The organism is Methylobacter sp. BlB1 (assembly GCF_015476545.1).
In the GTDB taxonomy this organism is placed as follows: Bacteria; Pseudomonadota; Gammaproteobacteria; order Methylococcales; family Methylomonadaceae; genus Methylobacter.
Genome location: NZ_JADMKV010000110.1, coordinates 1 through 7,334 on the forward strand (window position 1 = coordinate 1; position 7,334 = coordinate 7,334).

General features: G+C 41.8%; 6 protein-coding genes. 1 reads left to right on the forward strand and 5 read right to left on the reverse strand.

Annotated features, from left to right (window positions below; all coding sequences use genetic code 11):
- The first annotated feature begins 436 nt into the window (after positions 1–436).
- A complete protein-coding gene (locus IT781_RS21085) occupies positions 437–1,858 on the forward strand; it encodes a PLP-dependent aminotransferase family protein (protein WP_194972145.1) in 1,422 nt (473 codons plus the stop codon).
- A 38-nt stretch (positions 1,859–1,896) separates the two neighbouring features.
- On the opposite strand, the gene IT781_RS21090 is transcribed toward IT781_RS21085, so the two are convergent.
- From IT781_RS21090 to IT781_RS21110, 5 genes are all read right to left on the reverse strand, one after another.
- Positions 1,897–2,859, reverse strand: coding sequence for an EamA family transporter (locus tag IT781_RS21090; protein WP_228779335.1), 963 nt, complete (start codon positions 2,857–2,859; stop codon positions 1,897–1,899).
- A 38-nt stretch (positions 2,860–2,897) separates the two neighbouring features.
- The gene (locus IT781_RS21095; protein WP_194972146.1) at positions 2,898–4,154 is read right to left on the reverse strand and encodes a methylaspartate mutase; all 1,257 of its coding nucleotides are present in this window, start codon (positions 4,152–4,154) and stop codon (positions 2,898–2,900) included.
- A gap of 7 nt (positions 4,155–4,161) precedes the next feature.
- On the reverse strand, positions 4,162–5,679 hold the full coding sequence (locus IT781_RS21100; protein ID WP_194972147.1) for a hypothetical protein: 1,518 nt from the start codon (positions 5,677–5,679) through the stop codon (positions 4,162–4,164).
- Between the two features lie 68 nt (positions 5,680–5,747).
- Positions 5,748–6,251 (reverse strand): cobalamin B12-binding domain-containing protein, encoded by a 504-nt coding sequence (locus tag IT781_RS21105; protein WP_194972148.1) that lies wholly within the window; start codon positions 6,249–6,251, stop codon positions 5,748–5,750.
- Positions 6,252–6,276: 25 nt separating this feature from the next.
- A complete protein-coding gene (locus IT781_RS21110) occupies positions 6,277–7,257 on the reverse strand; it encodes an asparagine synthetase A (RefSeq protein ID WP_194972149.1) in 981 nt (326 codons plus the stop codon).
- Positions 7,258–7,334 lie beyond the last annotated feature (77 nt).

Here is a 7,334-nt window from a genome sequence, read left to right on the forward strand (position 1 = left end):
TTTACGACAAAATCGCTTGGTAGTTAAAGTACGACAAAGTCCCTTGGTGTTAACATCCAAAAGTGGCAAAATTTCAATGCCGATTGACAACTGGCACTGAGACGCAGTCGTAAAACTTCTCTGATTTTTCGCATGGCAATTCTTTTGGCTGACATATCCTTCCAAAAATAGGAACAGGAACTAAACATTAAAAAACAATGTGTTAGGAAGAATTCTGGCAATCTGAACAGCCATTCCGGCAGCTTGAACACCGATTCCGGAAAATCTCCAAAAAGTGTTCAGCTTGAAGCCAGAATCGGTGTTCAACTTCAATCAGAATCAGTGTTCAAATTAAATCAGAATAGATGTTCAGGTTGGGCCAGGATGCAGCCTATACAAAGCTTAAGAAAACTAATGCAGTACAATCTAACCATCTATTGGAAATATAGGTAATCCGATGACATATGAATATCAAAAAGTGTGCGATTATGTTTGCACTCTTATTCATAAACGCCAACTCCGTGAAGACATGAAATTGCCTTCTTTAAGAAAAATGGCGGAAAAGTTTGATCTTTCGATTCCAACCATTCATCGCGCATACTGCCAATTAGAAAAGCAAGGCATTGTTCGATCTAAGCCAAGATCAGGTTTTTATATAGCAAAGCCAGCCGAGAAATTAACTTATGAATCGAGTAGTAGCTTATTAGAAATGGTCTATGTAAACTCACGCAAACCTGGGGTAATTCCTCTTACAATAGATTCACCATCCTGTTTATTATCGTTTGACCGCAAATTACGTGCAGAAGAGCTGCAATTATCCAATATCACTTTTAATTCACCGCTTAAGCAGGGCATATTGTATGGAGATAGCGATCTACGTGCAGCAGTGGCTCATAGATATACGAGTGATTTAGATAACTCGTGGGACCCAAGTGATGTATTTATTACCGATAGTTACCATTCTTCGCTGCTAGCTGCCGCAAAGGTTTACAGTCAAAGGAGGGGATCTGCAATTGTAGAATCACCGTGTTCCTGGGCTATCATCAAGGCCTTGGAAACGTTGAATCTGAATATTCTTGAACTTCCGGTAATACCAGGTTCCGGCTTGAATCTCACGTATTTAATAAGCTTGCTAAGCAACACAAATATTGCTTTTGCCATCCTTTCTTCGCATATAAATTCTCCAACCGGAACGGCTATACCAGTTGAACAAAAGTATAAAGTCGCATGCTTGTTTACTCAAGCTGGCATCCCAATCATCGAGAATGACATTTACGGTGATCTATATTTTGGAGATGAGCAACCACTGTATTATCGAGACATCATTGATCCCGAGCAGTTAATTATATGTAGTAGTTTTGACAAAATAATTGGACCACCAGCTTCTTTCGGTATGATTCTATGCAAAAACGGCAACGATATACTCCGTAAGATATTGCTTTCCCATACCAATAAAATATCAAGTCCAACCCGTCAAAAAGCGATTGGAAATTTGATATCAAATGGCCAAGTAATGCGTAATATTTATAACTTGCGAAATTTGCTAAAGGCTAAAATGCTGAAAATGCATGATCTCTTGCAAAAGTATTTACCATTAGGATGCAGTTATCATTTGCCGCAGGGCGGCGCTGTATTTTGGGTAAAACTACCGGAAGAGGTCGATTCGTCAGTATTATTAGAACGCCTTATGAAAAAAGGAATTGTTGTGGCACCAGGACACCTTTTCTCATCTACCATTCGTTATGCCAATTACATTAGGATCAGCTATGCTACTGATTGGACGATGGATATCGAAAAAAGTATTAATTGCCTTGCTGAAGACATCAAAGTGCTCATAAAAAAGCCTTCTCGATCGGTGATTGAATATTCTCCGGCTTAATATTAAAAACAAATTTCTAAAGCAGAAGAATCAGATATTTAAGGTTTGAGAATTTCCGTTTTTGAGAGTTTACGGCGGAATGAACGAAATCCTAATACTCGATTACCAAAAATTATGATCAGCAGACCAGCCATAACCAATGCACAGCCCTGCCATTGTTGAACAGTCAGCTGTTCACCAAGCACTAAAGATGCTGTCAGTAATCCAAAGATCGGCACAAGCAATGAAAATGGTGCAATATGTCCTGCTGGATAACGGGAAAGCAAACTGCTCCATATACCGAAGCCTAATAATGTCGCACCAAAGGCCAGATACGCTATTGAACCAAATGAAAAGATATTGAAGTTTTGTAAAGAATCAATGATCGTTTCACTGCCTTCCAAACTTAATGAAAGAAGGAGAAACGGGATAGGCGGCACAAGACTTGACCATATTATGAATCTGAACATGTTGAATTGCTTGCCGTGAGTATTTGCTTGTTTCCAAGCGCTTCTTACTAAAATATTAGATAAACCCCAAAACGCTGCCCCGCATAATGTCAGAGTAAATCCAATCATATGCGTTTCACCAAGTGTTTTGTACAGCGCTGGGTCAACACGAGAACAGCCAATAACTATAAGTCCGCTGCTAGCGATAATAAGCCCAAACAATTGACTTATAAACCAACGTTCATGAAGAAAAAGGCTCGCAAAAAGTAGTGTAAAGATTGCCTGCGACTGAAGTACAACCGATGCTAGCCCTGCTGGCATCCCTTGTTCAATTGCATAAAAGAGAAATCCAAATTGACCTACTCCGGCAGTCAGTCCATAAGCTATTATCCATCTGAGTGGAACGGCTGGAGGTGATATGATAAGAACAGCTGGAAAAGCCACCAGCAAGAAACGAAAACACCCCAAAAGCATAGGTGGCATCCCGTTCAGTCCTAATTTAATTACAGTGAAATTAACCCCCCAAACAATGACAACTGTTAGGGCCAGAAAAAGGTCACGTAGTGAAATCATTAGATATTATTCTCGGTTATTTTTAGGCTCTGTCTTACTCAGCAAGTCATGCCATCATATTTATTGGCCACATAATTCAACAGATTCAGTAACTCTGAGGATGACACATCATTTTGCCGACGCCTTAAATACCGCAAATTAGGCGGCAATGGGACAGATCCACTTCTGGCCCAGCGTAACGCACCATCCGGATCGATGTAAGCGGACGTGCGACCCGCATTATCCATATGTAGACAATATGGAATATCGAGTAGTCCTTTATTGAAGGCCAGCAATAGGCATTTCCCAATATCGGCATTCAGACTTAGGACTTCGTCAATCAAGGTCTGAGCTTCCAGGAATATCTCGTCTCGATAAGCTGCTTCTTGTGAAGAAAGTATTCTTATTGAATGAATGTTATTGGCCGTTGTTGATGCCAGACGAAGCGAATATATATTGTCATCCACACTTGGAATTTGCCGTGCTTCCTGCGGAGTTTTTACAATCATACGCTCACATGCAGTTTCCTTTCCGAGCTGAGCACTATCTTGGATTAGTGAGGTGGCCCCTTCGAATGAAGAGGGGAAAACTCCCATATAGGTGTATAACACTACATGCCAATCTAAGTCACTGAGATATTGTCCGGCCAGTTCTCGCAACGCTGCGATCGCTCCACGATCCTGCATTAGCGATGTACCCTGCGCATAACTAATTGAGACGCTATGAACACCATGTTGATGGAAGAATAAACATTCGAGTAAAGCTATAGCAATTAAAATTGAGGGTGGGCATAACTGTCCCAGTAGGCAACCGCCAAAACTTTCAATATGAGCGCACTCACTACCATCACCTAAAATATGGCAACTTTCGGCCCATGCCTGAATTGCTTTAGATAAGGGTATTTTGCTGTAGGGGAGACAGTACGATACAGGACCGCCTTCGCTCGCATCAAGCCCGATTTCTACGAGCCTCCTAAAAACATTCTGGGGGAGTGCTGTACCATGCCTAACTTGCACTGGAAAATTAGGTCCGAACAGACCTTCTAACATATTACGTGTAGCAGTTACTGAATGGGTGACGATAGGGTAACCATTAAGTTTTTCCCCCTTATCAAGACACACTTGTGGTGTTCGATAATCACCAACCCTAGTGTAACTGTCGAGTGTCAAGGTGCCTATAACAGGAAACTCTAATTTCGCTACGGCGGATAGACCTAGACGCATATCTATGACGGTTCCAAATCCCATCCGAGGTTGAACGACTAAAAGCCCAGCATCCCTGCTGCGGCGGATAAAAGTGCTAAAATGACTATTCACGTTCGTTTTACCGACCCGAAATTAATTCCATGATTTCTTCACCTGATACGGGATCGACTGTCTGGATGCGTTTCTTGTGCGGATCACCCAGACGAACTATGGCGATTAACGAATCATTGCTTTCAAAATCAACAAGACTGTTGCGATAGAGAGCGCGCATCTCACATAATCGAAGGCCGCTGATATTCTCTAGCCACAATTGTAGCTGCAAGCAGCTATCGGGCACCTGCTTATTATCTGCCAGTAGGCTATGTATATTCTTCTCATGGTCTGCATGATCCGGATGATAAACCTGAAGAAAACGTAACAATGATCTACCTTGATCAACAAATGGAGAAAACACCATACACACGAGCTGCTGCTCATTTACGCCATAGGCCTGTTCTGCAAAAGCATTAATTTTGTGGCGCATGTCGCATATCTTCGCTTCATTGTCGTACCGAGAAATGGCTATTTCAATGAGATTTTTAGGCATTTCCTTCTTAATCATCAAGCCATTAGCTAATTCAATATATTCCTCTATTCCTATGTGATAACTGCGCCCCTGTACATACTGCGCTTTTAGTCCCCGCAAATGTGCCATTAATGCAGGGTTTGCACAGTCTGATTCAGTAAAACTGAAAGCTAACTCATCAAATTGAAATCCTAAAAACTCAGTAACGAATTTCCAGTGATCGTCAACTCGGTAACTGACATGCTCATAAATTGAAACGAACGTAGGTATCATGTCTGCTTGTCCGCTATGGACATGTCGTAGTGATACTTCCGTTTCTAATTCAGACCCAAATAACTCCTGGTAATATACTTGAGATACACCGTCCAGCACCTTGAGTAGCCCATGGAATCCTAATGCACGAAATTCTTCAATATTCATCCCGATGTTTTGTGCTAGACGCATGATCCAAGTAAAATAATGTTTTTGCTCTTTAAGAGAGTCACCTGTCACAACTACATCAACGCCACCTCTCCACCAGGCTGATATGCCATAAAAACTTGCTACACTGAGGTTACAACTATTGCAGAATGTGGGGCGGCCATCACCAGCTGTGCGATGGCCGTTCATTAGCATGTTAAGCCTGCTAACTTCAATTGTATGCGGCGGCATTGGCAAATCCCTTTTAAACTGGGATACCTGGTCATGATCGATGACTATTAATTCTGCTGTGATATCACCGATAAGCCCGAGGCGCAGATAAACCCGATCAATATTTTCCATTACTGAGTAAGGCATGCCAGGCTGCCGCATAGTGGCGATGCGCAGAATAAAGGTCCGACCAAGCATGCTCTCAACATACAATTGCACTGTACGCATGAATCCCACGGTATAAGTGCTATCCTTGCCACCACCATAGGCGACCATTATCCGGCGGCGATCGATATTACGATCATGCTCAAACATTTTTACCAATTTGCCAGCTAATAGCCTTACGCTTTCCTGATCCCGTGGCGATAGATAGGCCATCAATTCACGAAAGATCGCTTGACGTTGTTCTTGTACTGATGATTTGGAATTTAATAGTGGCATTTATGCTAATCCTTTAGGGTAATCGGATATCCTTGGTGATTTGGAGTTATAACTTTTGTATGTGCCGCTTAACACGAAACCATTGCTTGCTGCCTGAACTCCTGCAGAAATGAAGTAAAGTCCTCAATTGCTGATTGTCCGACAAAGACCTTGTCATAACCAGCTTTTTGCAGATCATCGCTAATCCATTTGTTATCCTCTTCTGCTGTTGTCAGCTTGCCACCGACTACGAATATAGGACGATATGTTCCGAGCGATTGAACAGCTTTGGTGATAAGTTCGCGGCCCTGGTGAAAACCATGGCCATTGACGCTCGATACAACGACCAGATCGGGCCGGAAACTCTTGATGGCATCAACTGTTTCTCGGGGTGATACACAACATCCAAGGATCTTGGCTAGTCCCCCGTGTTCCTGTATAAAACGCTGTAAGTAGACAAGATTCCACGTATGAGAATCGGATTCTATTGTTGTCAATAAACACTTAAAATGTTGAGCCGGTTGCATAGTTTTACTCCCCCAAAATAATGGTTGTAATTGGCCGATGAAAATGCCATCGTCCAGGTTAATCAAAAGGACGGCTCTTCTCTATGCCCGGTTAGAATAAGAATTTGGTAGCAATGCTGCGATCGAACAACCCGATATCCTTTATTTCGCGCTTACCGCAAATGAATCGCAATAGACGCTCTATACCAATTCCTGCACCTGCAGTACTAGGAATATCACCACGTTTGGCAGCTTCTAAATAATTTTGATAGGGAGCAAGATCCATCTGCAGTTCATTCATCCGATAAATGATCTGCTCATATTCGAATTCACGCTCAGCGCCCGATAGTGCTTCTCCATAACCTTCTGGATATATCAGATCGAAGTTATTATAGTGTTTACGTTTATTTGGAGTTTCTCGATCATAAAACTCTCTTTTGTAATTTGTAATAAAACAAGGAGTAGTTGCTGTGGTGGAAAGTATTTGCTCGAAATTTTCGCCATGTTTCTCGCGTAATTCGTCCGAGCTATAGATTAGAAACTGCTGATCATAATCTGGCAGTTCTCGGCCCAACCGTTCCAATTGATCAGCAGCATGAGTTTTTACTTGGGTAAAAACGTGCACCATCAGTTCGTTGATAAATTTCATCACGTCGTACATCGATGCGCCTTTTATCTCAAAGTCAAATTGAGAAAACTCCAGCAAGTGATTTACGGAACTCTTGATGGTGTTTTTTTCCAGCCGGATGTTTGGAGCAACAATAAAAATTTTGTTTAATCCTTCTGCTCGCAATGCTAACTGTTTGTGAAAAATCATGCTGGCTGTCAATCTCAGTGGCCGATTTTCGTATGCTATTTCTGCTGGATAAACAGCATGATTCAGCGGATCGGTAATTGGAGACATTAAAATCGGCATCAGCTGGTAAAATCCTGCGTCCTGCGTGTAGCATTGAAGTGAACGCAGCACGACATTACGGATATGTGCAATATCGACCACTTCAGGATTTTCGAGATGTTTTACAAATTCATCCAAACCGATTTTATTCGCATCTGAATTTTTAGGTTTAACAAGGTCCGCTACATCACAATTCATTTTAAACATCCTATTTATAAATGGCATTGTTAATTAAGTATAGTATCCAATTCACCGTTCCATTTAAGCATCAAAAG

Coding starts and splice junctions, on each gene's coding strand:
- IT781_RS21100 (WP_194972147.1), bottom strand. CDS start 5,679: ATGCCACTATTAAATTCCAAATCATCAGTACAAGAACAACGTCAAGCG.
- IT781_RS21090 (WP_228779335.1), bottom strand. CDS start 2,859: ATGATTTCACTACGTGACCTTTTTCTGGCCCTAACAGTTGTCATTGTT.
- IT781_RS21085 (WP_194972145.1), top strand. CDS start 437: ATGACATATGAATATCAAAAAGTGTGCGATTATGTTTGCACTCTTATT.
- IT781_RS21110 (WP_194972149.1), bottom strand. CDS start 7,257: ATGAATTGTGATGTAGCGGACCTTGTTAAACCTAAAAATTCAGATGCG.